Source organism: Acinetobacter johnsonii CIP 64.6, assembly GCF_000368045.1.
Taxonomy (GTDB): Bacteria; Pseudomonadota; Gammaproteobacteria; order Pseudomonadales; family Moraxellaceae; genus Acinetobacter; species Acinetobacter johnsonii.
Genome location: NZ_KB849236.1, coordinates 264,042 through 290,565 on the forward strand (window position 1 = coordinate 264,042; position 26,524 = coordinate 290,565).

Consider the following 26,524-nt stretch of genomic DNA (forward strand, 5'->3'; position numbering starts at 1 on the left):
CGCACAGTTTAAGGCTATGTAGCTCAGTTGGTTAGAGCACCGCACTCATAATGCGGGGGTCACAAGTTCAAGTCTCGTCATAGCCACCATTTTTATAGACCACGTTCCAAAACGTGGTCTTTTTTTGTCCTTATTTTGGGGTTAATACCCACCTCCAATTTGCGTTTGTTGTTGTGAAGAAACTTCCTGAGCAGTAATTTCCTGTTGATCATCTGTTTCAATTAAATAGGTGGAAGAACGTTTTTTTGAAATTAACCCAAATTGATAGCGAGCGGTGAGTTGAACATAATTTTCTAGATATTTTGCACGGTGACGTGGTTCTAATTTGAAAATATATTCTGCAAATTCTTCAGCATAACTTGGATTATTGAGTAAATTAGGATCGGTAATCGTGGCTAAATAATAATGTTGAGTTGGATTTATACCTTCCTCATTTTTAGGAAGGATGAGATAACCATAATCAAATTGGCTTAATTCCTTAAATTTTAGATTTTGTAAAGAAATAGGAATATAGTCTTGGTCACTTGTAATACTGTTCCAAACTTGTAACCCTGAAAAAATGAAAACTAAAATAGTTGCGATGTAAAAATGTACATTCCATGTTGTAGAAATAGTCTTAGGTTCAACCCCATTTTTTATGACAATTGTGTGGGCTAGATAGTCGTGAATAGAGCGGCGATTTTTCCGATTAAAAATATATAAATAAAGTGTAGAAATCAGTAAGCTGCCTAAGAGTATCGTAAAGATGCTATTCAATACTGGGTGAAAAAGTAGCGTAAAAGACATTAAGCAGAAAGGGGCATATAAAATTGCTGAGCGTAAAAATGAGGCGGATAGGCTGAGATACTGCTGATCTAGTTTGACGACTTTAATGGATTGAAGAATTTTGCCGATTGTTTGTCCATTATTGTTAACGCTGTTGCAATAAGTAAAGTATAGAATAACGAAAAGATAACCAATTAATGTTATGAGTATAGGGTATTCATAAGGAAATTTACCTAATAGGCTAGAGATAATGTTACAGAAAGCACCGATCAGCAAAGCATCAATGATAAATGCGAAGCTCCTACGCCAAAAGCCTGCAATATAAGGTTGTGTATCAGGTGATACATCATTTTCAATTGTATTATCCAAAATAATGACTCATGCTGTTATAAAATTATTGGTTTTGATGTTAAAAGTAATCAGTGATTAAAAAGTTTTAATCACTTTATTAAATAGTGAGCTGTTTTACAGAATTGTAGAGATGAAATCAATAATTCGAAGAGATTCTTTTTGTTTACATTGAGTTGATACTTCTGCGATTTTAATCCTTGGAAGCTATTTTGGATCTGTATATAGGCAGTACATTGTTCTGCAAAAATTTATTTTTTAGCCTGTAATTTTATTCTTTGTTCAGTTTAGCTGTGTGTAATGCATAACTTTAGCATTACAATTTCAAATTGTTCAGATGGTAATTTTTTGAACATGATGTAAGTGTTGTTGGATCTTGTTGAGCTGTGCCATGCATCGTTTTTGTTGCATGTTCTATAAGTGTTGATAGGTGATTCATTTGGCAACATCTATGTGAGCGTTATTATAATTGACCAAGACTGGACTCACGAGGTGGCATGCACTTAGTATTGTTATGAGTGTAGCAATAAGCAAGGATTTGATCTGAGTAAGGATAATTTTCTTTATGTATTTAGCTATTGTGCCCTATGTTTTTTTACTAAATATGTATTAATTTTAAACATTTAATTATCAATTGTTTAAATGCTGATCATTGGGGTGAGGTGGGGCTTGACGGGTGTTTAATATGTATAGATAATGCCCCCACAGTTTACGGCTATGTAGCTCAGTTGGTTAGAGCACCGCACTCATAATGCGGGGGTCACAAGTTCAAGTCTCGTCATAGCCACCATTTTAAAAGACCAAGCTCTCAGCTTGGTCTCTTTTTTTGTGCGTAAAAAATAGATTTGAATATGTCGAGATAAAAAAGCCCAAACAGATGTTTGGGCTTTTTTATTGGAACTGCTGTCCCGTCCTGAAATAAGTTTACACCTTTAAGAGGCTTATTTTATGGAACATGAACGAGAACAAAGAGTTAAACGTACACAAGGTGATTATAGCTTTGCCTTTAAAATGATGGTTGTACATGAAGTAGAAAAAGGGCAAATTACTTATAAACAAGCTCAGGCAAAATATGGTATTCAAGGAAGATCAACTGTGCTGGTATGGTTACGCAAGCACGGACAACAGGACTGGACTTCGAATATGCCGCCTTCTTCTAAACGCCAATTAACACCCCAACAACGAATCCGCCAATTAGAAAAGCAGTTAGCCGCAGAAAAGCTTAAAACTGAATTTATTCAGGATGTGATTTATCACATTGATAAAGAATGTGGGACTGATCTTGGAAAAAAGTATACCGAGCACGTTTCAAAGATTGGCAAAGCCAAAGAGGACTAAGCGTTTCACGTTATTGTCAGTGGTTGGGAATCACCCGACAAGCTTATTATCAAGCAGAAAAACGTGCTCAAATGACTGCACAAGCAACTGAACAAATACTTGAGTTGGTTATGGAATATCGTTGTCTCATGCCAAGTATCGGAACACGTAAGTTGTATTGGCTTATTAAAGGCAAATTGTTGCAGCGTGGTTTAAAGTGTGGACGGGATCAGTTATTTAAAATATTGAAAGAGCATAATTTATTGATTCGCCCCAAGCGTCGCTATACAAAAACTACGGATAGCAAGCATTGGATGAAGAAGCATCCAAATTTATTAAAGGATTATTCAGCAGTGCAAGCCAACGAAGTCTTTGTTAGTGATATTACTTATGTTGAGAGTGCTGAAGGCGTACATTATTTATCATTGGTGACAGATGCTTATACCCGTCAGATTAAAGGTTATAAGTTATCGAATGATATGCGTGCGGAGAATGTTATGCAGGCTCTACATATGGCGATGCAGCATGTGACGGATCGAGCGACTAGGATGATTCATCATTCAGACAGAGGCTCTCAGTATTGCTCTGAGCTATATCAATCGGCATTGCACCATTATGGGATATGTCCTTCCATGACAGATGGATACCTTGCGAAACAGTGTTTCTCATATCAAAATGCATTAGCAGAGCGGATTAATGGAATATTAAAGCAGGAGTTTTTAACTACACGATGTCAAACCATGAAGGAGTTAGATCACTTAATTACGGAATCTATCATGATTTATAATTACTATAGACCACATTTAAGTTTAAATATGAACACCCCGAATCAGATGTATGAGCAAACTAAAACCGAGCTAATTGCTTAACTCGGTTTGAAGTGGAATACTGTCAATCTATTTCAGGACAAGACATGCTGCTTATATGCCAGCTTTCCAGCCATTCATGATTGGGTAGCGACGTTCACGGCTAAATGCACGTGAGCTGATACGCGGACCAATTGCACCTTGGCGACGTTTGTATTCATTGAAATCAACCAAACGAATTACTTTTGCAACCACTTCAGCATCAAAGCCTTTGCCAATGATGTCATCTTGGCTCATATCTTCTTCGATATAGGCATACAAAATGGCATCCAGTACATCATATGGCGGTAAAGAGTCTTGGTCTTTTTGATCTGGACGTAGCTCTGCTGAAGGTGGGCGAGTAATCACACGCTCAGGAATCACTGGCTTGTCTGAAATGCTGTTACGGTATTTCGCAAGTTCAAACACAATGGTTTTATACACATCTTTCAGTACTGCAAAACCACCCACCATGTCACCATAGAGCGTGCAGTAGCCCACCGCCAATTCTGATTTATTGCCTGTAGAGAGGACTAAATTACCAAATTTGTTGGATAAACCCATCAGCAGTGTACCGCGGGCACGTGCTTGTAAGTTTTCTTCAGTTGCATCCGCAGGGCTGTTGCCAAAGAACGGATAAAGCGTTTGCATAAAGCTGTTCACAATCGGGTTGATTTCAGCAATCCCAAAAGTCACCCCCATACTCTTCGCTTGTTCAGCAGCATCTTCTACACTGATTTGAGCGGTATAGGTATATGGCATCATTACGGCTTGGACTTTGTCGGCGCCAATGGCATCAGCTGCAATTGCAAGAGTTAGAGCTGAGTCGATCCCGCCTGATAAACCCAAAATTACTCCAGGGAAACCTGAGCGCTGTACATAGTCACGAGTCGCCATCACTAAGCTTTGATAAATCTCTGCCATAGTGTCTAAAGCAGGCGGCAGCGCATTGGCCTTAAAGGCTTGTTGTTCTGCTTCGTATTCAGCGAAATACAGAGACTCTTTAAAGCTTTCTGCTTGAAGTACAATCGAACCATTTTTGGCAATCACGAAGCTTGTACCATCAAAGATCAGGTCGTCTTGACCGCCGACTTGGTTGGCATAAACCAAGTTGAGGTTCATTTGTTTTGCCAATGCAGACATGGTTTCAACACGGTGCTGCGGCTTACCGACTTCATATGGTGAAGCATTTAAGACCAAAGCCGTTTCTACATTGAGCTGTGCCAGTTGTTGTACTGTTGAAAGTGACCAAACATCTTCACAAATCAACACACCAAACTTATGCCCCAGATATTCAAAAACAAGGTGTTGATGCCCTTCGGTGAAGTAGCGCTTTTCATCAAACACGCTATAGTTTGGCAAGTTTTGTTTGTTATACACACCCAAAACTTGTCCATCTTTCATGACCGCAGCGGCGTTGTAGCGTTGACTGTCTTCAGTTTGATTGACAAAACCAAAGACCATCACAATGTCTTTTACTGTTTTAAGTTGTTCAAAAACTTGTTGCGTGCGTTTGGTTAGGCTAGGACGTAGAAGTAAATCTTCTGCTGGGTAACCAATGCTCGAAAGTTCTGGAAAAATAATTAAATCAGCATTTTGTTTTTTTGCTTCATTGGCCTGCTCCAACATTTTTTGGGCATTTGCTTCAAGGTTGCCAATGTGCGGAGAGAACTGTGCAAGTGCAATTTTAAAACTTTTCATTTCCAACTAAATCCTATACCTATAGGGATATACACGACGATTGAGTTTGTTATAGCTATAAGTTCTACGTGGTGTAAGTGACGATAAACAAATAGAAGTATTAATCAATAATAAGTGCGAATACTATATACGAAATGCGATTTTTTTTAAGGGATATTCTAAAAAAAATCCGTAAATGTCCTTAAAAAGAACAAATTATTCTAATGTCTTTATGGAGTGTGATTGTGTGGTTTCAAGCGCTTTTACAAAAAATACAGCAAAAGTTTGAACTTAAAAATCGGCCCTTGACTGAAGCGGAGAAAAAGCTCGCCAGCAGTATTTTTGGGAACAGTCTGAACATGGATTCGGTTCGAATTATCGCGCATCGGGCAGTGCTGCCTCATTATGCGATTAGCCCGAATGGACATGTCTATTTTAATATCAAAGACTGGTGCGAAAATTTTGCCGATCAATCCATTCATCAACAAGCTTGGTTGATTCATGAATTAACGCATGTTTGGCAAATTCAGCAGGGACTCGCTGTAGTCCGTAAGGCATTTTTTAACCGTCAATATCGTTATGCATTAAAACAAGGCAAGCAGTTTTTAAGCTATGGCATTGAACAGCAGGCGCAAATGGTGCAAGACTATTTTCTCAAAAAACACTATGGCGAAGAGTGCTCAGCCTATGAACAGTGTATTCCCTTTGTGGCACACAAAGCCTCGTTCTGACCCCGATAGATAAATCTGTGGAGTGATTGTTAGACAATAGATTTTAAAGTCATAAATTGCAAATCATTTGAAGAAAAATGCCAGTGGCATAGGGGAAGCCGACTCTTATTTTGAATGAAAAGCACAGGTAAAAATCGTGAGATTGAGCCTGAAAAATGAGCTAAAAATAAGAAGGAATGTCCTATGCGTATCGCTCTTCCATTAAAAGGCAAAGCCAGCCAAATTTTTGCAGGACCCGTATTCGATGCTGAAAAACAGTCTGCGATTATTCCGATTCGGCATATGAAATTTGACTTTGAGGCTGAGAAAATTGATCCCAAATTTTACTTAAATGCGGAGCTAGCCAGTGCTTACTTTGCATCACTCTCGATCTTTCTGACCTATGGTGAAGACTTGGTGATTGATACCGCCCGTTATCACCGTGATTTCCTCACAGACCCTGTATTAAAACAACGTGTGACTTCTTTAATTGGACAGGAGGCATTGCATTCAAAGCTACATGAAGAATTGAACGATACCTTTAAACAGATTGATTTACCCGTTGGCATTTTTCGCTATTTAGCTGAAATCGTTTTTGATTACGGTTTTAACCGCTTACCGCAGCCGATGAAATTGTCTTTAATGGCAGGCATTGAACATTTTACTGCAGTGCTGTCTGAATACATGATGAACCATGAAGAGATTTTCTTTGATTCTCAAGATGAAAAGCAACGGGCGATTTGGATGTGGCACATGCTAGAGGAATCTGAGCATAAAGATATTGCATATGATGTGTTTCAATCACTTTCCAATAATTATGCCTTACGTATTGCGGGTTTTTTCCCAGCTCTTATCACCATTTTACTGCTGATTTCCGTGGCATCGGTTTTTGTCCCGTTTTATCGCAAACCGTCTAATTTGGTGAGCCTTAGTTACTGGAAGGATGTACCGCGGAGTTTCAGTCTCTTGTTTGGATTAAAACGAGGTGTTTATGGCAGTAGTTGGAAGCATATTTTTGACTATTTGCGTCCAAGCTTTCAACCGAATGATTATGACACCTCTGCATTTTTAGATTATTACAAAGAGCGTTTACTACATCCTGAAACAGGAGTATTAACCCCCTATTTCACCAAAGAATTTACTCCAGTACTTAAATCATAAAAAGGAGGTTATGACATGGGGCTGTTGAGTAAAAAAAATAAACCAAGTCAAAAGGCCTACGCAGTTGTAACGGGTGCAGGCAGTGGAATTGGCCGTAGCTTTGCACTGGAACTGGCAAAGCGCGGTGGTGATGTCATCTGTGCAGATATTGATTTAAGCTCGGCACAGGAGACGGTAGATTTGATTCAGTCGATGACATCTTCGTCAGCCTATGCGGTGCATTGTGATGTTGGATTAAAAGAATCTGTACACGCTTTGGCGGAGCAAGCGGAACAGCTTTTGGGACATCCTGTTACCTTGCTTATCAATAATGCGGGAGTTGGTCTAGGTGGTAAGTTTGATGAGGTATCGCTGGAGGATTGGCAGTGGTGTATGCATGTCAACCTGTGGGGGGTAATTCATGGTTGCCATTACTTTGTACCCCAATTTAAACAGCAAGGTTTTGGTGCCATTATCAATGTAGCATCGGCAGCGGGCTATACCGCCGCTCCTGAAATGACAGCGTACAACGTGACCAAGTCTAGTGTTTTGGCTCTATCAGAAACCTTAGCTTCAGAGCTTCATGCCTATAACATTGCAGTCAATGTGCTGTGTCCGACCTTGGTACCGACCAATATTATGAAGAATGGACGCTTGCCAAGTCGCTATTCTGGACTGGCTGACAAACTGCTGATGAACCATGCGTTTACCACCAGTGATGCTGTGGTTAAAAAAACATTAAATCGCTTAGACGCAGGTAAGCTTTATACCATTCCACAACTTGATGCCAAATTGTTCTGGTGGATGAAGCGCGCATCACCAAGCTTATACGTCAAGCTTTTAGGTTTGGGTTATCCACTGTTTAATCAAATCACAAAATAAGAATAGAGAAAAATGAATATGGAAACGCAATTAGAGATCGAGCAAGCAGATGTGCAAGCGCCGTCTGATCAAATGCGAGATCAAACTACCACGTCAAAAAGTACGGAAGCTCAACCTAAGCAGACCCGTAAAAAGGCTGTGCTTCGTGCTAAAGCTGTACATACTTACGATACCATTGTTGTAGGGGCTGGGATTTCGGGCATTGCTGCGGCTTATAAAATGAAACAAGTCGGCTATCAGGACTATCTGGTTTTAGAAAAGGCAGAGAGAGTTGGTGGTACGTGGCGTGATAATAATTACCCCGGCTGTGGCTGTGATGTACCTTCGGCATTGTATTCATTTTCCTTTGCACCTAGTCATCAATGGAGCCATTTATTTGCGAAACAACCTGAAATTTTAAGTTACTTGGAACAGGTGGTTGAGCAGTTTGAGCTGCAAGACAAAATCCGCTTTCAGCATGAGTTGCTCGGTGCCAAGTGGAATGATGAGGCGAATATTTGGCAACTCGAAACTTCTCAAGGGGCATATCAAGCACGAACCGTGATCTTTAGCACAGGGCCGATTACAGAACCGTCCTTACCTAAAATTAAAGGGATAGAGGGGTTTAAAGGAGAAATGTTCCATTCAGCCCGTTGGAAACATGATTATGACTTAACGGGAAAGCGGGTTGCAGTGATTGGAACAGGCGCATCTGCCATTCAGTTTATTCCACAAATTCAGCCGTTAGTGAAAGAGTTGATCGTATTTCAGCGGACTGCGCCGTGGGTTTTGCCCAAAGCGGATATGCAGCTCAATGCTACAGTAAAGTCGCTGGTGGCCAAATTCCCGATGATTCAGCAAGGCTGGAGGAACAGTATTTCCAGTATTTTAAATGGGATCAACTTTGGGCTTCGTCACCCGTCACTGCTTGAACCAGTCAATATTTTAAGCCGTCAATTATTAAAATTACAAATACAGGATGACTCCTTACGTAAAGCCGTAACACCTAATTTTTCGATCGGCTGTAAGCGGCTTTTGTTTGCCAATAACTATTATCCTGCACTGCAACAAGACAATGTCACGTTGTTGCCCCAAGGTTTGGTCGAGATTGATGGGCAGAGTATCATTGCGGCAAATGGGGAACGATTTGAGGTTGATGTCATTGTTTGGGGAACTGGTTTTGAAGTGGCACATCCTCCAATTGGCCAACGCGTATGGAATGCTCAAGGTGAGCGATTGGCCGACCTTTGGAAGGATAGTTCGCCAGAAGCGTACTTAGGTACAAGTTTGGAAAATGTGCCGAATGCGTTTTTGGTATTGGGGCCAAATATCTTGGTCTATGACTCTTTTATTGGGATTGCTGAAGCTCAGATTCAGTACATTGTAGATGGTCTACTAAAAATGAAGCAGCAAGGCTTTAAACGTATGATGGTGAAGCGAGATGTTCTACGGTATCACAATGCCAAGGTGCAAACGCATTTGAAAACCACCGTATTTAACCGAGGTGGCTGTTCAAGCTATTATTTAGATCGAAATGGGCGTAACTTCGCAGCTTGGCCGTGGTCCTTGGCCGAGTTAAAGCAACGTTTATCTGCGCTTGAGCTAAAACACTACGATGTTGTTGAAGCTTAAAGTAGCCACATTAAGTATTAAAAAGTCTGAGTTTGTTCAGGCCTATTAATACTTTAAGAGCATCATTCATGAATGGTTGGTTTAGAGTGCAACATATAAAAAAACCACCCATGCGGGTGGTTTTTTGTCTATCAACGCAGACCGAATTAACGGTTGATGTCGCGTTGAACTTCGCCAGTGTAAAGCTGACGAGGACGACCGATCTTGTACGGACCGCTGTGCATTTCTAACCAGTGGCTGATCCAACCAACAGTACGTGCAAGCGCGAAGATCACTGTAAACATTTCTGTCGGGATACCAATCGCTTTAAGGATGATACCTGAGTAGAAGTCTACGTTCGGGTATAAGTTACGTTTGATGAAGTATTCATCAGAAAGCGCGATACGTTCAAGTTCCATAGCAAGAGCAAGCTGTGGATCGTTGATGCCAAGCGCACCAAGAACTTCGTCGCAAGTTTCTTTCATTACTTTCGCACGTGGATCGAAGTTTTTGTACACACGGTGACCGAAGCCCATGAGTTTAACTTCTTTGGTTTTCACTTTTTCCATGAAGTCAGCAACGTTCTCTACAGTGCCGATTTCATCAAGCATCTTAAGAACAGCTTCATTCGCGCCGCCGTGAGCAGGGCCCCAAAGTGCAGAGATACCCGCAGCGATACATGCATATGGGTTCGCGCCAGTAGAACCAGCTAAACGTACTGTAGACGTAGAAGCATTTTGTTCATGGTCAGCGTGAAGCGTGAAGATACGGTCCATTGCTTTAGCAAGGATCGGATCTACTTTGTAATCACGGTCTGCTGGAGTAGCAAACATCATGTACAAGAAGTTTTCAGCGTAGCTTAAGTCGTTACGTGGGTAAACGAATGGTTGACCTACAGTGTACTTGTAGCTCCACGCAGCCAAAGTAGGTACTTTAGCAATTAAGCGGATCGCTGTAATTTCACGGTGATCAACATTTTCGATGTCTAAGTTGTTGTGATAGAACGCAGAAAGCGCACCAACTACACCAACCATGATCGCCATAGGGTGAGCATCGCGACGGAAACCATTGAAGAAGCGGCTAACTTGATCGTGAACCATAGTGTGGTTACGAACTTTAGCATCAAATACTTCTTTTTGTTCAGCTGTTGGAAGCTCGCCATTGAGAAGTAAGTAGCAAGTTTCTAAGTAGTCAGCTTTAGTTGCTAACTGGTCGATTGGGTAGCCACGGTGTAAAAGCACACCTTTGTTACCGTCGATGAAAGTGATTTTAGACTCGCATGCAGCAGTAGCCATAAAACCAGGATCAAAAGTGAAGTGACCTGCGGCCAATACATCCTTAACGTCGATTACATCTGGGCCCAATGTGCCGCTGTAAATTGGTAATTCAATTTCTTTGCCATCAAGCTGTAAAACGGCTTTTTTGCCAGTTGCTTCAGACATTCAATAGATCTCCTGTCCTGGTGAATGATTTATCTGACTCGAAATACTCATCTTTTAATGCACGAATCAGACGGATTAAAAATTTGCTCTAAGAGTAGAGAGTGCTGAAATTTTGTCAATTATACTTATGGATAAAATGATGACTTCCGAAGTTATAGTTAAGATTTAATCCATTAAAATTTGCATAAAATCACAGCACCGACACACTATAATAAGTTAATTCAAGGAGCAAGTGCATAAATAAAAAATGTTGCTGGCGCAATTGTAAGCAGTTTTATATTGAAAAAAGCGCTTGAAAAGAAACAGAATTCAAGTCGTCATATATTTACATTTATTATGATTCTCGTAACTTACGCATCATTTTAAAAAGAAAATGCTGCTTTCGTAGTCATTGTTAAAAACAATAAGTGACTCAAAAAAAATGATTTAATTGTATAAAAAATAGCTTATTTGGTATTTCGAAAACGATATATAAGTCACTTTTTTTATTTATACGGATGTGAAAAAATTGTTTTAATTAAAATTTATTACGAGATATTTCAATCTTGTAGGGGGATTAATCTATTGCACCAACATCATGCATATTTATGCCACTATATTAAAATAAAATAATGAACATTTTATATATAAATAAAAAATGATTAAAATAAAGCAGTGAAATTAGTCAGTTTTAAAAACAAGACTTTTTTGTGCATCTTTAGTCTAAAGTCGAATTTTCCTGTTTTTGTATAAATTTTAGCGCTTGAATTTGGTGTTTATTTTATAAAAACCAACCATATAGCTGAGATTTGAAGCTAAAGTGTTGTAGCGTAAGGTATTTATCTATGTGTTAATGATTCTTATTTAAAGAATTTTTATGCAAAAAGGCCAAGGGCATTGTTTGTATTTTGATAGTTCACGTCTTATAATTCAGTGTCGTTTTAAGTTCAAACGCTATTTAATTTAGAGTTTTAAAGTAGCTGCTGAACAATGCCAGCTTTCCTTCGAATTAATTCCAACAAACTCCGGATGGAGTTTTTACTTACAGGATGCCCGCTGTGAAAAGCAACAGACCTGTCAATTTGTCCATGGGTCAAGTTTTAGAAGTAAACTTAAAATCCCCTGTGGCTATTGCATCAATCTTACACCGTCTATCAGGTGTCATCGTATTTTTACTCGTACCGGTACTTCTATGGATCTTAGACAAGTCATTGTCTTCGCCTGAAGGATTTGCTCAAGTTCAGGCTATTTTTAATAGCTTCATTGTGCGTTTTGTCGTATGGGTATTTGTAGCCGGCTTAATTTTCCACTTTATTGCGGGAGTTAAGCACTTACTTGCAGATATCGGTATTGCTGAAGAACTGCAAAGTGGTCGTATCGCAGCTACTATTTCATTGATCTTGTCTGCAATCGGTATCGTTGCGGCATTTGTATGGATTGTTATCTAATGAAAAGTGCTACTGGTTTAACGGGTTCAGGTTCTCGCGATTGGTTTATCCAACGTGTAAGTGCTGTCGTATTAGCGGTTTATACAGTTGTTGTTTTAGGTTGGATCCTATGCAATGGCGGTTTTAGCTATGAACAGTGGTACGGCTTTATGATGACAGCTCCAATGAAGATTTTATCTTTATTGGCCGTCTTATCTCTTGTTGCACATGCTTGGATTGGTATGTGGCAGGTATTCACGGATTATGTGACTACTCGTCAAATGGGTCCTTCAGCTTCAGGTTTACGCCTTGTACTGACTTCAGCAGTAATTATTGCTGTATTTGCATATGCGATCTGGGCAATCCAGATTTTTTGGGCGAATTGATAGGAATAGATCATGGGCGCTATAACCCCTAAAGAAGATTACACAAATATTCCACACGAAACTTTCGATGCTGTCATCGTTGGTGGTGGTGGTTCAGGTATGCGCGCGTCTTACCAACTTGCTCAAGCTGGTTTGAAAGTTGCTGTTTTAACTAAAGTATTCCCAACTCGTTCGCACACAGTTGCAGCGCAGGGTGGTATTGGTGCATCTCTTGGTAACATGCAAGAAGATAACTGGCACTACCACTTCTACGACACTGTTAAAGGTTCTGACTGGTTAGGTGACCAAGACGCGATCGAATTTATGACGCGTGAAGCGCCACAAGTGGTTTATGAGTTAGAACACTTAGGTATGCCATTTGACCGTAACGCAGACGGTACGATTTACCAACGTCCATTCGGTGGTCACTCTGCAAACTACGGTGAAAAAGCGGTTCCTCGTGCATGTGCTGCTGCTGACCGTACAGGTCACGCACTTCTTCACACGCTTTATCAAAGCAACGTGAAAATGGGTACACAATTCTTTGTTGAGTGGATCGCGCTTGACCTGATTCGTAACGAAGCGGGTGATGTTCTTGGTGTAACAGCAATTGATCAAGAAACGGGTAAAATTGCAGTATTCCAAGCCAAAGCGACATTGTTTGCTACAGGCGGTGCGGGTCGTGTTTACCGTGCATCAACCAATGCTTATATCAACACTGGTGACGGCCTTGGTATGGCTGCGCGTGCAGGTATTCCATTGCAAGATATGGAATTCTGGCAGTTCCACCCAACGGGTGTTGCTGGCGCAGGTGTATTGTTAACTGAAGGTTGTCGTGGTGAAGGTGCAATCCTTCGTAACGATGCAGGTGAGCCGTTCATGGAACGCTATGCACCTACTTTAAAAGACTTGGCGCCACGTGACTTCGTATCACGTTCTATGGACCAAGAAATTAAAGAAGGTCGTGGTTGTGGTCCGAAGAAAGACTACATCTTGCTTGATATGACGCACTTGGGTGCTGAAACGATCATGAAGCGTCTTCCATCTGTATTTGAGATTGGTAAGAAATTCGCGAACGTTGACATCACCAAAGAGCCAATTCCAGTTGTACCAACAATTCACTACCAAATGGGTGGTATTCCAACGAATATCCACGGTCAAGTGGTTGTGCCTGAAGGTTCTGAAACTGAAGCATTTGCAGCACATTACGACAAAGATAGCGATATCTATTCGACTAATGCGGGCGACCGTAACTTTACGAAACCTGTTAAAGGCTTCTATGCAATTGGTGAATGTTCTTGCGTGTCTGTACATGGTGCAAACCGTTTAGGTACGAACTCATTACTTGACTTGGTTGTATTTGGTAAAGCTGCGGGTGAGCACATCATTGACTACGTGACTAAACATCACGGTGATGAATACCAACCGCTTCCTACGACTGTACTTGAGCAAACTGTTGCACGTATCCGTAAATTGGATGACTCATCTACAGGTGAAAATGCTCAAGAGGTTGCAGATGCAATCCGTGACATCGTTCAAGACCATGCTGGTGTATTCCGTACAACGGCACTTCTTGAAGAAGGTGTGAAGCAGATTCTTGCGATTGAACCACGTGTACGTAACATTCACTTGAAAGACAAATCTAAAGTATTTAACACTGCGCGTGTAGAAGCTTTAGAAGTTGAAAACTTGTATGAAGTGGCTAAAGCGACATTGATTTCAGCAGCAGCTCGTAAAGAGTGCCGTGGTGCGCATACGGTTGTAGACTTTGAAGAGTCGCCAGATCACCCAGCTTACCCATATGGTCGTCGTGATGATGAGTGGATGAAGCACACATTATGGTTCTCTAGCGATAACCGTCTTGAGTACAAGCCAGTGCGTTACAAGCCATTGTCAGTTGCTGCAATTCCACCTAAACCACGTACATTCTAATTGGGAGAAGTAAGATGAGTAGAGGTACTCGTACATTTAATATCTACCGCTACGATCCTGATAAGGATGCAGCGCCGTACATGCAAACTTTCAAGTTAGAATTGACTGATAAGCATCGTATGTTGCTTGATGCGCTTCTTGTATTGAAAGTACAGGATGAATCATTAACATTCCGTCGCTCATGCCGTGAAGGTATTTGTGGTTCGGATGGTGTAAACATCAATGGTAAAAATGGTTTAGCGTGTCTTTGGAACCTAAACGACTTACCAGAAGTGATTACAGTTCGTCCTTTACCTGGTTTGCCTGTGGTTAAAGATTTAGTTGTGGATATGAATCAGTTCTACGATCAGTACAACAAAATTCATCCATTCTTGATCAACAACCAACCTGCGCCACCAAAAGAGCGTTTACAGTCTCCTGAAGAGCGTGAACACTTAGATGGTTTATATGAATGTATTCTTTGTGCATGTTGTTCAACTTCATGCCCATCATTCTGGTGGAACCCAGACAAGTTCTTGGGTCCTTCAGCGTTGTTGAATGCATACCGTTTTATCATCGACTCTCGTGATACAGCAACTCAAGAGCGTTTGGCTCGTCTAGACGACCCATTCTCGCTATTCCGTTGTAAAGGCATCATGAACTGTGTATCAGTGTGTCCTAAAGGTTTGAACCCAACTAAAGCAATCGGTCACATCCGTAACATGCTTTTAGATGCTGCGGGTTAATCTGTAGGCTGATTTATCAGTTAGAAAAAGCACACCGTTGGGGTGTGCTTTTTTATTTTATAGCGAGATTTTTGCTGTAAAAAATAAAGTTGAGTGAAAGCGTGAGGTTGGCACTATTTTTGTTTGTGATAGGTGGCTTTTGTGGAAATTGCACCAGATTGGTGAAAAGCGCGGTGATTTAAAACAAATGTCATAAATAAGTGCAAGTATGAGTCTGCAAAAAAAGTTATGAAGATGTTAATATGGATGTTGTTGATGGGGAGGGCATATTGAAAGATGATGCTCTCTTTTCGTATGTGTTTTTTGGAGTAGACTTTGGTCTACGTTGAAACTCGGTTTTATTTAAAGCACCATATATTAGATGAAATTTTGATATGTGTATTTCGCCAATTTATGAAAGGTATGTGTCAAAAAAATCAATTGAAATATGGGGAGTATGTTAAAATTTTTGCATATTTATATTTAAAAAATGCGCGCTAAATATGTACATTAATTCAACATTTAAGCTGCATTAGAGCGAGTATAAATGAAGAGTTAGTCGCTTTAGAAAAAATAATGCAATGCCTTATTTTTTCTAAGTCGATTTGCAAAAAATTGCTCGGTTTTGGCCGAGTATGAATGAGTGATGATGCCGCTGAGGGCGTTATGATTCATTGTCACATTGGGTAATTCTAATGTAGTGATAACGCCTCATGGCATCCGCCTTATGGGGACTAATGTCATGTTACCAATTTGACATTACTAATCATGGGTTCGCTTAAAAAGCATCCTGAAATGTTTTTGCAATAGGAAATGGGTCCACAAATGCAAGAAGTTGCTGACGCATTGCGTCTTGACACTGAACTTTCCGCTGATAGTGCAGCGTATATTGAAGAACTTTATGAGCAGTACTTGGCTGCACCAGACTCAGTAGAAGCTGACTGGCGTGCATACTTCGATAAATACCCGAAAGGTGATCAACCACACAGCAATGTACGTGAGCAATTCTTATTACTAGGTCGTAATTCAAGTCGTGTTCAAGCAGTGGTACAAAGTTCTGTTAGTACAGAACATGAACGTCGTCAAATTGGCGTACTACAACTGATTGCAGCGTACCGTAACCGCGGTCACCAAAAAGCGAAGCTTGATCCTTTAGGTTTGGCAAAACGTGAAATCGTGCCAGATCTTGACCTTGCTGCACATGGCTTAACCCAATCTGATTTTGACACTGTATTCAATACAGGTAATCTTTTGATTGGTAAAGACGAAGCAACTCTAGGTGAAATGGTTCAAGCCATGGAAGCAACGTACTGTGCTTCAATTGGTGCAGAATACATGCACATTGTTGATACCAAAGAAAAACGTTGGATTCAACAACGCCTTGAAGGTGCACGTGGTCAATTCAACTTCACTGCAGAACAGAAAAAACACGTATTAGAGCGTTTAACTGCGGCTGAAGGCCTAGAAAAATTCCTAGGTAATAAATACGTTGGTGCAAAACGTTTCGGCGTGGAAGGTGGTGAATCTTTCATTCCAATGGTTGATGCTTTAATTCAGCGTGCAGGTTCTGTAGGTTGTAAAGAAGTGGTCATTGGTATGCCACACCGTGGTCGTTTGAACCTTCTTGTAAACATCATGGGTAAAAACCCAGCAGACCTATTTGGTGAGTTCGAAGGTAAGAGCTTACATAAAAAAGGTTCTGGTGACGTTAAGTACCACCAAGGTTTCTCTTCAAACGTAATGACTCAAGGTGGCGAAGTTCACTTGGCATTGGCGTTTAACCCGTCTCACTTAGAAATCGTCGGCCCTGTGGTTGAAGGTTCAGTACGTGCACGTCAAGTGCGTCGTAAAGACATTGGTGGTGATGACGTATTGCCAGTCATTGTTCACGGTGATGCTGCATTTGCAGGTCAAGGTGTTAACCAAGAAACCTTCCAAATGTCACAAACACGTGGCTATACAGTGGGTGGTACGGTTCACATTGTGGTGAATAACCAAGTTGGTTTCACAACATCTGATCCACGTGATGCGCGTTCTACAGAATACTGTACGGACATCGCGAAAATGATCCAAGCACCGATTTTCCATGTGAACGGTGATGATCCTGAATCAGTATTGTTTGTTGCGCAATTGGCACATGACTTCCGTCATACTTTCCGTAAAGACGTTGTCATTGACATGTTCTGTTACCGTCGTCGTGGTCACAACGAAGCGGACGAGCCAGCTGCAACTCAGCCAATGATGTATCAAGTCATCAGTAAGAAAACGACAACGCGTGCGTTGTATGCAGACCAATTGGTTCAAGAAAGCGTATTAGACCGTGCTAAAGCAGATCAAATGGTTGAAGACTACCGTGCTGATTTAGAAGCAGGTAAGCACGTTGCAAATGCATTGGTACTTGAACCAAATACAAAAATGTTTGTAGATTGGGCACCGTACTTAGGACATGACTATACAGACGTATGGGATACAACATGTTCTGAAGATCGCTTAAAAGAGCTTGGTCGAAAAATGCGCGAGCTTCCTGAAGGCTTCGTGATGCAGCGTCAAGTTGCAAAAGTGATTGATGATCGCTTAAAAATGCAAACTGGCGAAATGCCATTGAACTGGGGTGCTGCGGAAACTTTGGCTTATGCATCTATTTTAGATGATGGCTATTTGGTTCGTTTGACAGGTGAAGACGTTGGTCGTGGTACCTTCTCACACCGTCATGCAAAACTGCATAACCAAGTGGATGGTTCAACCTATATTCCGCTTTGCCATATCAAAGAAAATCAACCACGTACTGCTATTTATGACTCATTATTGTCTGAAATGGCGGTGTTAGGTTTTGAGTATGGTTATGCAACGACTCTGCCTAAGAGCTTGGTGATTTGGGAAGCACAATTTGGTGACTTCGCAAACTGTGCACAGGTGGTGATCGATCAGTTCATCGCATCAGGTGAAACCAAGTGGGAGCGTGTGTGTGGTTTAACCTTACTTCTTCCTCACGGTTTTGAAGGTCAAGGTCCAGAGCACTCATCTGCACGTTTAGAGCGTTTCTTACAGCTATGTGCTGAAGACAACATGCAAGTGATGACACCAACTACGCCTGCACAGATTTTCCATGCTTTACGTCGTCAAGCGATTCGCCCAATTCGTAAGCCAATGATCATCATGTCGCCGAAGTCTTTACTTCGTCACAAGCTTGCAACGTCTACTTTAAGTGAACTTGCAAACGGTACATTCCAAACTGTGATTGATGAAATCGATAACATCAACAAAGCAGACGTAACCCGTTTAGTGCTTTGTGGTGGTAAGGTTTACTACGACTTGCTTGAGAAACGTCGTGAGCAAGAGTTGAATAACACTGCAATCGTTCGTATTGAACAATTGTATCCATACCCTGAACAACGTATTGCTGAAGTTCTTGCTCAATATCCAAATGTGAAAGACATCGTTTGGACGCAAGAAGAGCCGAAGAACCAAGGTGCTTGGTTATTTATTGCTCCTCGTCTATATGATGATGTAATGAAGTCGGCTAAACCAGTACGTATCAGTTATGCAGGTCGTGAAGCTTCTGCTGCACCGGCTTGTGGTTCACCATATTTGCATGCAAAACAACAAGCTCAGCTCGTAAATGACGCTTTAGCGATCGTAGCTGAATAACAGGAGATTCTTAGTAATGGCAACCGAAATTAAAGCACCGGTATTCCCTGAGTCAGTTGCGGATGGAACAATCGCAACTTGGCACAAACAACCAGGTGAAGCAGTATCACGTGATGAAGTGATCTGTGATATTGAAACAGATAAAGTTGTTTTAGAAGTTGTTGCTCCTGCTGACGGTACAATTGCATCGATCATTAAAGGTGAAGGTGACACTGTTCTTTCAAATGAAGTGATTGCACAGTTTGAAGAAGGTGCTGTATCTGGCGCTGCGCAAACTGAAGCAGTTCAGTCTGAAGCGAAAGTAGAACAAGCGGTTGTTCAAACTGAAGCGGGTGCTGCACCAGTCGTTGAACGTGCTCAAGTTGCTGATCAAGCGCCTGCTGTACGTAAGGCATTGACTGAGTCTGGTATTCCAGCTGCTGATGTTGCGGGTACAGGTCGTGGTGGTCGCATCACAAAAGAAGATGTAGCAAATCACCAAACTAAACCAGCAGCTCCAGCTGCAGCACCATTAAGTGTTGCTGTGGGTGAGCGTGTTGAAAAGCGTGTTCCTATGACACGTCTTCGTAAGCGTGTTGCTGAGCGTCTACTTGCTGCAACGCAAGAAACTGCAATGTTGACAACGTTTAACGAAGTGAACATGAAGCCAATCATGGAAATGCGTGCTCAATACAAAGACGCATTTGAGAAGCGTCACGGTGCGCGTCTTGGCTTTATGTCTTTCTTTGTTAAAGCGGCAACTGAAGCGCTTAAACGCTACCCAGCAGTTAATGCTTCAATTGACGGTGATGACATTGTTTACCACGGTTACTATGACATCGGTGTAGCAGTATCTTCTGAGCGTGGTCTAGTTGTACCTGTACTTCGTGATACAGATCGCATGAACTATGCTGAAGTTGAAAATGGTATCCGTGACTTTGCTTACAAAGCACGTGATGGCAAATTGGGCATCGAAGACATGACTGGCGGTACATTCACCATTACTAACGGTGGTACTTTCGGTTCATTGTTATCGACTCCGATCTTGAATACACCACAAACTGCGATTTTGGGTATGCATAAAATCCAAGAGCGTCCAATGGCTGTAAACGGTCAAGTAGAAATCTTACCGATGATGTATTTAGCGCTTTCTTATGACCACCGTCTAATCGATGGTAAAGAAGCAGTTGGTTTCTTGGTAACAATCAAAGAATTGTTAGAAGAACCAGCTAAATTGATCCTTGACCTTTAATTCTAAAGAATAAAACATGGGCTTAGAGCGATCCTCTAAGCCCATTTTTGGAGATAAAAATGTCTCAACAATTTGATCTTGTTGTAATTGGCGGTGGCCCAGGTGGCTATGAAGCAGCGATTCGTGCAGCGCAATTAGGTTTTAAAGTTGCTTGTATCGAAAAACGTATTCACAAAGGCAAGCCATCTTTAGGTGGTACTTGCTTAAACGTCGGTTGTATCCCATCAAAAGCATTACTTGATTCTTCTCATCACTATGAAGACACACTTCATGGCTTAGATGTTCACGGTATCTCAGTTGAAAATGTACAACTTGACTTAGCTAAACTTTTAGCACGTAAAGACAAAGTTGTAGATAACTTGACCAGTGGTGTTGCTCAATTACTGAAAGGTAATGGTATCGAATGGTTACAAGGTACTGGTAAATTACTTGCTGGTAAAAAAGTTGAATTCACACCATTAGATGGTGGTGATGTTCAAGTTTTAGAGCCAAAATTTGTGATTCTTGCTACAGGTTCAGTACCTGTAAACATTCCAGTAGCTAAAGTTGATGAAGACCTAATTGTAGATTCAACGGGTGCATTAGAATTTCAAGAAATACCAAAACGTCTTGGTGTGATTGGTGCAGGTGTCATCGGTCTTGAACTTGGTTCAGTATGGCGTCGTCTAGGTTCAGAAGTTGTTGTATTTGAAGCATTAGATACATTCTTACCAATGGCTGACAAAGCTTTGGCGAAAGATTATCAAAAGCTTTTGACTAAACAAGGTCTAGATATTCGCATCGGTGCTAAAGTTTCTGGTACTGAAATTAATGGTCGCGAAGTGACTGTTCAGTATAACCAAGCTGGTGAAGACAAAACTGAGACTTTCGATAAGTTGATCGTTTGTGTAGGTCGTAAGGCTTATGCAGAAGGTCTATTGGCTGAAGATTCAGGCATTAAATTGACTGAACGTGGTTTGGTTGAAGTGAACGATTGGTGTGCGACTTCTGTTGATGGCGTATATGCAATTGGTGACTTAGTCCGTGGCCCAATGCTTGCGCATAAAGCAATGGAAGAAGGTGTTATGGCTGTTGAGCGTATGCATGGTCATGCAGCTCAAATCAACTATGACACGATTATTTCAGTGATTTATACTCACCCTGAAGCTGCATGGGTTGGCTTGACTGAAGAGCAAGCCAAAGAAAAAGGTCACGAAGTTAAAACAGGTCAATTCCCGTTTGCTGTGAATGGCCGTGCTTTGGCTGCAAATGAATCTGCTGGTTTCGTGAAGTTTGTTGCAGATGCAAAAACTGATCGTCTATTGGGTATGCACATTATTGGCCCAGGCGCTTCTGATATCGTTCACCAAGGTATGATTGCACTTGAGTTCGTATCTTCTGTTGAAGATCTACAGTTGATGACTTTTGGTCACCCAACTTATTCAGAAGTTGTGCATGAAGCAGCATTGTCTGTAGATGGTCGTGCAATTCACGCAATTCAGCGTAAACGCAAATAAGACAACGAAAAGAGCGACTACGGTCGCTCTTTTTTGTTTCAGGTGTTGTCTTCTCATGAAGAATCATCTAAAAATAAAGACAAGAAGTTTTTAAAATCCAAAATGGTTACTGTGATAGTAAACAGTTTTGGTGCAACAAAAAGTAAATAAGCAGTAATAAAAAGGTTAGTCGATGAATTTACATGAATATCAAGCTAAAGCGCTATTAAAAAAATATGGTATGCCTGTCCAAGAGGGCGTACTTGCTACCACTCCAGAAGAAGCAGTAAAAGCCTTTGAACAAATAGGCGGAAAATTTGCTGTAATGAAAGCCCAAGTGCATGCGGGTGGTCGTGGTAAGGCGGGTGGCGTAAAAGTTGTAAAGTCAGCAACGGAAGCTGCTGAATATGCAAAAAGTATCATCGGGACCAACCTTGTTACCTATCAAACCGATAGTCATGGCCAACCTGTAAATAGCATACTTGTCGCGGAAGATGTTTATCCTGTAGAGCGTGAACTGTATTTAGGTGCAGTGGTTGACCGCTCAAGCCGTCGTGTGACCTTTATGGCTTCGACCGAAGGTGGCGTTGAAATTGAAAAGGTTGCTGAAGAAACCCCTGAAAAAATTATCAAAGTTGAAGTCGATCCTTTGGTTGGCTTATTGCCATTTCAAGCACGCGAAGTTGCATTTAAGTTGAACCTTAAAGATGGTCAAGTGAATCAATTTGTGAAAGTGATGTCTGCTGCGTATCAAGCATTCATCGAGAATGACTTTGCTTTATTTGAGATTAACCCACTATCTGTGCGTGAAAATGGTGACATCCTATGTGTCGATGCTAAAGTGGGGATTGACTCAAATGCGCTGTACCGTTTACCAGAAATTGCTGCGCTGCGCGATAAGTCACAGGAAAATGAACGTGAGTTAAAAGCGTCTGAATTTGACCTCAACTACGTCGCGCTTGAAGGCAACATTGGCTGTATGGTTAATGGTGCAGGCCTTGCGATGGCAACCATGGATATTATTAAACTCTATGGTGGCCAACCTGCAAACTTCCTTGATGTGGGCGGTGGTGCAACCAAAGACCGTGTGATTGAAGCGTTTAAAATTATTCTGGCAGATACCTCTGTACAAGGGGTATTGATTAATATCTTCGGTGGAATTGTACGTTGTGACATGATTGCTGAAGCAATTATTGCAGCGGTTCAAGAAGTAAATGTGACCGTACCTGTGGTTGTTCGTTTAGAAGGGAACAATGCTGAATTGGGTGCCAAATTGCTTGATGAATCAGGTTTAAAACTTATTTCTGCAAATGGCTTGTCGGATGCCGCAGAAAAAATTGTTGCTGCAGTAAAAGCGTAAGGAGTATCAATATGAGCGTATTAATTAATAAAGACACCAAAGTATTGGTACAAGGTTTTACTGGTAAAAACGGCACATTCCACTCAGCACAAGCACTAGATTATGGAACTAAAGTCGTGGGTGGGGTAACTCCTGGAAAAGGTGGCACAACCCATTTAGATTTACCTGTATTTAACACGATGAAAGATGCAGTTGCAGGTATAGGCGCAGATGCGACGGTGATTTATGTGCCAGCTCCGTTTGTATTAGATTCAATTATTGAAGCCGTAGATTCAGGTGTTGGACTGATTGTGGTCATCACCGAAGGCGTGCCAACTTTAGATATGCTCAAAGCTAAGCGTTATCTAGAAACTAACGGCAATGGTACCCGTCTAATTGGCCCAAACTGTCCGGGTATTATTACTCCTGGTGAATGTAAGATCGGGATTATGCCGGGTCATATTCACCAACCAGGTAAAATTGGTATTATCTCGCGTTCAGGCACGTTGACTTATGAGGCGGTTGCTCAAACGACGAAACTGGGCTTAGGACAATCAACGTGTATTGGTATTGGTGGTGATCCAATTCCAGGGATGAACCAAATTGATTGTTTGAAACTGTTCCAAGAAGATCCGCAAACTGAAGCGATTATCATGATTGGTGAGATTGGTGGTACGGCTGAAGAAGAGGCGGCTGAATATATTCAATCGCATGTGACTAAACCAGTTGTGGGTTATATTGCAGGTGTAACAGCACCGAAAGGCAAGCGTATGGGGCATGCGGGAGCGATTATTTCTGGTGGTAAAGGTACTGCGGAAGAAAAGTTTGCAGCATTTGAAAAGGCGGGGATGGCGTACACGCGTAGCCCAGCAGAACTCGGTTCAACGATGTTCCAACTTTTAAAGGACAAAGGTTTAGTTTAAGCTTTTATATTTTAAAGGAAAAAGCCGTAGGTCTTAATTGCACATGCGGCTTTTTTGTGGGGAGTATTTTGGTTTGCTCTAAGACAAAAAATAATATGAGGGTTTAGAGTAACTTAATCCCAGTTGAAAATTATATTCAGCCGCATTGAAAAAGCCATACTGAGCAAAAGATAAAATGGTGAAATTAGAGCAAGATTTGCTATGTACCTACCAATCTGAGTATCGATAAATATTTAGTGAGCAATGTTTCTATAGAAGACTATGCTATATTCATAATTAAAATAATTCTTTTGAAGACATAGTATTGCAGATGTTGAAGCCGATTCATTTATTATTTTTCCGCTGCTTATTCTTATTCGGATTGGCGATGAATAGCGCTTATGCTGAAAATGAAGATGTCTATTTGGCGGAGTCTTTGAGTGATGATATTTTCCACTATTATCAGCAGTTAGCTGCACAACATGATGAAGCGGAAAACGATTATACATTGATCAATAATGATTTTTATGAGAATGAATATATTCGCGTATTTAACTACTCGGCCTATAACTCGGATAGTTTAAGCCATAAATTGGGGACAGGGGAGTTTCATAGTTCAGACTTGGATGCACTCAGCATTTCATTTGGGTATGGTATTGAAATTAAAATCAACAAACGAAATAAAGTTGGATATGAGTATCTTTCAAATTTTCCTTATGATCGTGGGCAATTGATCCGTTTCTTTTGGGTGCGTTTGCACTAAATGGATTAACTCAATTTATTTATAAAAACGTTGTAGTTATACATCGTTTAGAATATTTTCACTCAATTGTAGCGTTTAGGATGTTTACATTACTTCTTTGCATTTTCTGATGGTCGACGAATCGTTTACCAAGCTAAACTAACTTAAATTTTTATAATAGATGATAGGCTTACTATGCTGAGTGAATTAGAGGGTCTATCGTTTAAAAAGCTTAAATGTGTATTTTGTAGAAAGTTGAATATTAAAGCAGATGATAAAAACGCGACAGATCGTCGCGTTTTTTGATTGTAAGTCTAACTACTATTGAGCTTTGCTTTGCGGTTTTAAGCTTTGGGTTAAACCATTGATGTCGCCGCCTTGAATCCCCAGTTCATTCATCAAGCTATCGATTAGTGGTGCTTGGGTACGATAGCGTAGCGCACTATTCACCACTTGATCAGACAAAGCAACTTGTGAAGATTCCGTACCATCACCTCCAGTTGTAGCTGAACCGACATTGCCTAAACCATTAACCTGTAGAATTTTGATGTCATCAATGTTTTCCATCGGTTTAACACTTTCACGAATGATCTCAGGTAAGTATTTTAACAATGCTAGGCGAATTTGCATTTCGACTTGCTCTGGAGATAAGACGTTGTTGGCTTCATTGACAGCACGTGTACCATCTGCGTCGACTTGGTATTGTTTTTCCATTGCTTGAGCCAAAAGTATTTTGGCATCTGCTTCACCTTTAGCTTTTAAGCGAGCTTGTTCAGCTTGAGCTTCCGCAGCAATACGAACGGCTTCGGCATCATCGGCAGCAGCTTGTTTGCCTGCTTCAGCTGCAACCGTAATCGCAATAGCATCTTTTTCAGCAGCTTGCTTCGCCGCAACCAACTCAACTGCTTTTTGACGCTCAGCACGCTGGGTTTCACGTACGGTAATCACTTCTTCTTCAGCTTTAACGGCTTCAGCACGGGCACGGTCAGCAGAAGCTTTGGCTTCAGACTCTTCACGCGACTTTTCAGCAATCGCAATGGCACGTGATTGTTCTGCCAGTTCGATGGTTTTCTTTTGCTCAACCTGCGCTTGTTCAATAATTTGTGATTTTTGAATATTTTGGCTTTCTACATCACGTGCTGCACCAATACGCTTTAACTCGACTTCACGCTCAGCTGCAATACGTGCTTCTTCTGCTTCACGTTTTTTCTCAGCTTCTTGTGAGGCAATTTCAGCCAATTGTTCTGCACGGCGAATTGCAATTTCACGCTCTTGCTGTAGTTTGGCGTATTCTTCTTCACGAATGATTTGTAGGCGAGCTTGTTCTGCTTCTAAGTTTTTGGTCTTAATGGCAAGGTCAGCGTCTTGCTCGATGTGATTACGTTTACGACGACGGTCTTCAATCGTTTCAGTCAGCTTAGTTAAACCTTCGGCATCGAATGCATTTTGAGGGTTAAAGTATTTGAAACCTGTTTGGTCTAAACCTGTTAAAGATACAGTTTCAAGTTCTAGACCATTTTTATGTAAGTCTTCGGACACCACTTGTTGTACTTTTTGCACGAAGTCCACGCGTTTTTCATGCAACTCTTCCATCGCCATTTCAGCAGCGACTGCACGCAAGGAATCGACAAATTTACCTTCCACAAGGTTCTTCAACTCATTTGGAGACATGGTTTTTTGTCCCAAAGTCTGCGCGGCCACTGCAATTGATTCAGCCAAAGGCTTTACACGCACATAGAACTCCGCCATGACATCGACACGCATACGGTCACGGGTAATGAGCGCTTGGTCATCAGCACGGCGAACCTCTAAACGTAGCGTGTTCATGTTGACAGGGATAATTTCATGTAATACAGGCAGTACAATTGCACCGCCACCTAAAATAACTTTTTCGCCGCCAAAACCTGTACGTACGAAAGAGATTTCTTTGCTGGAACGGCGGTACAGACGGGCAATAATAATGCCGATAATAACCAGAGCTGCAAAGATAATCCCTGCAAGAATAAGAATGTTATAGAAATTGTTGCTGAGCATAAGGGTCCCGATTTTATTTAAAGTTAT

General features: G+C 41.1%; 19 protein-coding genes, 2 tRNA genes and 1 pseudogene. 18 read left to right on the forward strand and 4 right to left on the reverse strand.

The genetic code is table 11. The features are described 5' to 3' along the window. Positions 1-12 precede the first annotated feature (12 nt). Positions 13-89, forward strand: a tRNA-Met gene (locus F986_RS12285). A gap of 52 nt (positions 90-141) precedes the next feature. On the opposite strand, the gene F986_RS12290 is transcribed toward F986_RS12285, so the two are convergent. Then, positions 142-1,134, reverse strand: coding sequence for an RDD family protein (locus F986_RS12290; protein ID WP_004695538.1), 993 nt, complete (start codon positions 1,132-1,134; stop codon positions 142-144). 692 nt (positions 1,135-1,826) lie between these two features. Here F986_RS12290 and F986_RS12295 point away from each other — a divergent pair. Together F986_RS12295 and F986_RS17980 are read left to right on the forward strand one after the other, a co-directional pair. Then, positions 1,827-1,903, forward strand: a tRNA-Met gene (locus tag F986_RS12295). Positions 1,904-2,061: 158 nt separating this feature from the next. Further along, a protein-coding gene (locus F986_RS17980) for an IS3 family transposase (RefSeq protein ID WP_100222789.1) occupies positions 2,062-3,299 on the forward strand; the annotation gives its coding sequence in 2 pieces (ribosomal slippage) (positions 2,062-2,398 and positions 2,398-3,299; 1,239 coding nt in all). A gap of 51 nt (positions 3,300-3,350) precedes the next feature. On the opposite strand, the gene F986_RS12310 is transcribed toward F986_RS17980, so the two are convergent. Further along, positions 3,351-4,976, reverse strand: coding sequence for an NAD+ synthase (locus F986_RS12310; protein WP_004695541.1), 1,626 nt, complete (start codon positions 4,974-4,976; stop codon positions 3,351-3,353). Positions 4,977-5,179: 203 nt separating this feature from the next. Here F986_RS12310 and F986_RS12315 point away from each other — a divergent pair, with 203 nt between their 5' ends. The 4 genes from F986_RS12315 (at position 5,180) to F986_RS12330 (ending at position 9,298) form a co-directional block, all read left to right on the forward strand. After that, complete coding sequence (locus tag F986_RS12315; protein WP_004695543.1) at positions 5,180-5,686, forward strand: hypothetical protein; 507 nt, start codon at positions 5,180-5,182, stop codon at positions 5,684-5,686. A gap of 183 nt (positions 5,687-5,869) precedes the next feature. Beyond that, positions 5,870-6,826: a metal-dependent hydrolase gene (locus tag F986_RS12320; RefSeq protein WP_004695546.1), complete on the forward strand. Its 957-nt coding sequence runs from the start codon at positions 5,870-5,872 to the stop codon at positions 6,824-6,826. 15 nt (positions 6,827-6,841) lie between these two features. After that, positions 6,842-7,687 carry an SDR family NAD(P)-dependent oxidoreductase gene (locus F986_RS12325; RefSeq protein WP_004695547.1) on the forward strand — a complete coding sequence of 282 codons (846 nt, stop codon included), beginning with the start codon at positions 6,842-6,844 and terminating at the stop codon, positions 7,685-7,687. Between the two features lie 18 nt (positions 7,688-7,705). Then, a complete protein-coding gene (locus F986_RS12330; RefSeq protein WP_004695550.1) occupies positions 7,706-9,298 on the forward strand; it encodes a flavin-containing monooxygenase in 1,593 nt (530 codons plus the stop codon). Between the two features lie 146 nt (positions 9,299-9,444). Here the strand turns inward: F986_RS12330 and gltA are convergent, their stop codons facing one another. Further along, positions 9,445-10,719: a citrate synthase gene (gene gltA, locus F986_RS12335; protein ID WP_004695551.1), complete on the reverse strand. Its 1,275-nt coding sequence runs from the start codon at positions 10,717-10,719 to the stop codon at positions 9,445-9,447. A gap of 1,028 nt (positions 10,720-11,747) precedes the next feature. Between gltA and sdhC the strand changes: the two genes are divergently transcribed. The 11 genes and pseudogenes from sdhC (at position 11,748) to F986_RS12385 (ending at position 24,484) form a co-directional block, all read left to right on the forward strand. Further along, positions 11,748-12,146: a succinate dehydrogenase, cytochrome b556 subunit gene (gene sdhC, locus F986_RS12340; RefSeq protein ID WP_005400408.1), complete on the forward strand. Its 399-nt coding sequence runs from the start codon at positions 11,748-11,750 to the stop codon at positions 12,144-12,146. After that, entirely contained in the window at positions 12,146-12,511 is a 366-nt protein-coding gene (gene sdhD / locus F986_RS12345; RefSeq protein WP_004695554.1) for a succinate dehydrogenase, hydrophobic membrane anchor protein, read from the forward strand. The genes sdhC and sdhD overlap by 1 nt, the downstream gene beginning before the upstream one ends. 12 nt (positions 12,512-12,523) lie before the next feature. Then, the gene (locus tag F986_RS12350) at positions 12,524-14,422 is read left to right on the forward strand and encodes an FAD-binding protein (RefSeq protein ID WP_004695556.1); all 1,899 of its coding nucleotides are present in this window, start codon (positions 12,524-12,526) and stop codon (positions 14,420-14,422) included. Positions 14,423-14,436: 14 nt separating this feature from the next. After that, positions 14,437-15,147, forward strand: coding sequence for a succinate dehydrogenase iron-sulfur subunit (locus F986_RS12355; protein ID WP_004695557.1), 711 nt, complete (start codon positions 14,437-14,439; stop codon positions 15,145-15,147). A 565-nt stretch (positions 15,148-15,712) separates the two neighbouring features. Beyond that, positions 15,713-15,816 (forward strand): annotated as a pseudogene (locus F986_RS18610) (hypothetical protein); the annotation flags it as partial. Between the two features lie 135 nt (positions 15,817-15,951). Continuing rightward, positions 15,952-18,774, forward strand: a complete 2,823-nt coding sequence (locus tag F986_RS12360) for a 2-oxoglutarate dehydrogenase E1 component (RefSeq protein WP_004695560.1) — start codon at positions 15,952-15,954, stop codon at positions 18,772-18,774. A gap of 16 nt (positions 18,775-18,790) precedes the next feature. Then, positions 18,791-20,005, forward strand: a complete 1,215-nt coding sequence (gene odhB / locus F986_RS12365; RefSeq protein ID WP_004695562.1) for a 2-oxoglutarate dehydrogenase complex dihydrolipoyllysine-residue succinyltransferase — start codon at positions 18,791-18,793, stop codon at positions 20,003-20,005. Between the two features lie 59 nt (positions 20,006-20,064). Then, a complete protein-coding gene (gene lpdA / locus F986_RS12370) occupies positions 20,065-21,501 on the forward strand; it encodes a dihydrolipoyl dehydrogenase (RefSeq protein ID WP_004695563.1) in 1,437 nt (478 codons plus the stop codon). Positions 21,502-21,673: 172 nt separating this feature from the next. Further along, positions 21,674-22,840: an ADP-forming succinate--CoA ligase subunit beta gene (gene sucC / locus F986_RS12375; RefSeq protein ID WP_004695564.1), complete on the forward strand. Its 1,167-nt coding sequence runs from the start codon at positions 21,674-21,676 to the stop codon at positions 22,838-22,840. Positions 22,841-22,851: 11 nt separating this feature from the next. After that, positions 22,852-23,742, forward strand: a complete 891-nt coding sequence (sucD, locus tag F986_RS12380) for a succinate--CoA ligase subunit alpha (protein WP_004695566.1) — start codon at positions 22,852-22,854, stop codon at positions 23,740-23,742. A 367-nt stretch (positions 23,743-24,109) separates the two neighbouring features. Then, positions 24,110-24,484 (forward strand): hypothetical protein, encoded by a 375-nt coding sequence (locus F986_RS12385; protein ID WP_004695568.1) that lies wholly within the window; start codon positions 24,110-24,112, stop codon positions 24,482-24,484. A gap of 300 nt (positions 24,485-24,784) precedes the next feature. Here F986_RS12385 and F986_RS12390 read toward each other — a convergent pair whose 3' ends face one another. Beyond that, positions 24,785-26,497 carry a flotillin family protein gene (locus F986_RS12390; RefSeq protein ID WP_004695572.1) on the reverse strand — a complete coding sequence of 571 codons (1,713 nt, stop codon included), beginning with the start codon at positions 26,495-26,497 and terminating at the stop codon, positions 24,785-24,787. Positions 26,498-26,524: the final 27 nt, after the last annotated feature.